This window comes from Streptomyces sp. NPDC013455, from assembly GCF_040632975.1.
Lineage (GTDB): Bacteria > Actinomycetota > Actinomycetes > Streptomycetales > Streptomycetaceae > Streptomyces.
Genome location: NZ_JBEYCX010000026.1, coordinates 92,703 through 94,563 on the forward strand (window position 1 = coordinate 92,703; position 1,861 = coordinate 94,563).

The following is a 1,861-nucleotide window of genomic DNA, read 5'->3' on the forward strand; positions in this document are numbered from 1 at the left end:
GGCCGCCGAGCAGCCGGCCGAGATGGATCAGGGTGTCGCCGACGCGGGCGGTGCCGAGGAGGCCCTCTGATCCACCCGCTCCCTCCCGAAGGGGTGAAGGCTTCCCGGCCTTCACCCCGCTCCCTCCCGATGGGGTGAAGGCTTTCCGGCCTTCACCCCATCGTCGTGTTCAGGGCCGGTGCCCCGTCATCCGGGCGGCGGAGGCGATCGTCGCGCGGGCCTCCCGCTCGGACAGCCCGGTGTGCAGGGCCGCCTCGGTGAGTGGTGCCACCAGGGCCGGCCCGATGCCGTTCTCGTAGGCGCGGCAGGCCGCCCAGAACAAGCGGGTGTTGCGCTGCCCCTCGTGGGCGGTCAGGACGAAGTGGACCAGACCGCGGCCGTGGTCGCCGGAGACGGGCGGCGCCGGGTGGTGCGGACGCGGCGGGGGCAGCAGCAGGCGGAGCAGGGACGGCGGGCAGGCGGCGGGGGCCAGCCGGGCGGTGCCGGGTGCGGCGGTGTAGACGCCGTGGTCGGTGCGGGAGCCGGGGCCCACGAGGTAGCCGCCGGCACCCCGGATGTCGATGCCGGGGGCGAGCCGGCCGGCCGAGTTCGGTACGACGACGTCCGGCGGGCCGGTCAGCCACAGGTGGCGGCCACCGCTCGGGGTGAGCACCACGACCGTCTCCGGGATCGTGAACAGGTGGCGCAGGGCCAGCTCGCGCAGGGCGGCCGAGGAGTCCGTGCCGGTCTTGGTGTCGAGGTCGACGCCGATCAGGTGGTACGGGGGCAGCCCGCAGGCGATGCCGTAGCCGGTGGCCCAGGGCGCGGCGGCGAAGAGCTCGCGGATGCGGACGGGGTCGGTGGAGGCGTCGTAGACACCGTGGCCGAAGCGGCCGCACTCGCCGTGGCAGGGCCGTTCCCGGGGCGGCGGACCGTCGCGGATCGTCCCGTCACGGTGCCTGCCGTCGCGATCCGCGCCGTCATGGTGCCTGCCGTCGCGATCCGCAGCGTCCTGGTGCCGGCCGTCGCGAACCGGGCCGTCACGGCGGTGGGGGGTGTCGGGGTGCGGGCCACCGCGGTGCGGGTCGTCGTGGCGGGGGGCGTCGCGGGGGTCGTCCTGGCGGGGGGCGTCGTGGTGGGGCGAGCGCAGGGCCGGGAGCTTGGTCCGGGAGAGGGGGATGACGGCCAGGCCGCGTTCGGCGGCGGACAGGGCGTGTGCGAGGGCCAGCGTCGTGGCCCGCCGGTCGGTGGTGGCCATGGATCCATGTTCGTACTCATGTTCGAAAAAGGGAAGGGCGGGCCACGGCGGCGCGCCGGATGACTGCCACGAGCGGCCGGACATCGGCGGAACGATTCCTCTCTTGTGCCGCTTGAGGTCGGTGGGCGTCCGCGCGCGCCCGCTCCGTGGCCGAGGTCACTGATGACGGTGACGGGGGTTTATCGAGTCGCTCGTCACGCTTGCGTGCTAATTGCGGCTTCCGGGATGGTTGGTCGGGGATGGGGTGGGCAACTCTGATTGCGCGACGTCGTCCACGACAGTCAAGGCGGTCGGCCAACTGCCCTGACACAGGCCGTAGTTCACCGAGTGCTCGGTGCTTGGATCTGGAGGTGCACCATGGCACGTGTCCGTACCGCCCGTGTTCCCGCAGTCGGCCCCGTGTTACAGGGCAACGGGAACATCCACGCCGACTCCACCGGTCTCCGGTGAGCGTCGGGCGGGCGCCCTCCTGACGGGGTGCCCGCGGGGTGTGCTTCAGGGTCGCAACACGCCGGCGCGGCGGCACTTCGGTGCCGCCTCCACCACCGGCACCCCGCCCGCCCCCCAGCCGCCCACCGCCTCCTCCCGCGACCACGTGATCGTCCACTACAAGCGCGCGGACGG

General features: G+C 73.8%; 1 protein-coding gene. It reads right to left on the reverse strand.

Annotated features, from left to right (window positions below):
- Positions 1–169: 169 nt before the first annotated feature.
- Entirely contained in the window at positions 170–1,237 is a 1,068-nt protein-coding gene (locus ABZ576_RS31070) for a bifunctional DNA primase/polymerase (protein ID WP_360748256.1), read from the reverse strand.
- Positions 1,238–1,861 lie beyond the last annotated feature (624 nt).

Bases quoted from the DNA above. Each gene is read 5' to 3' on its own strand.
- ABZ576_RS31070 (WP_360748256.1), bottom strand. From the start codon at position 1,237: ATGGCCACCACCGACCGGCGGGCCACGACGCTGGCCCTCGCACACGCC.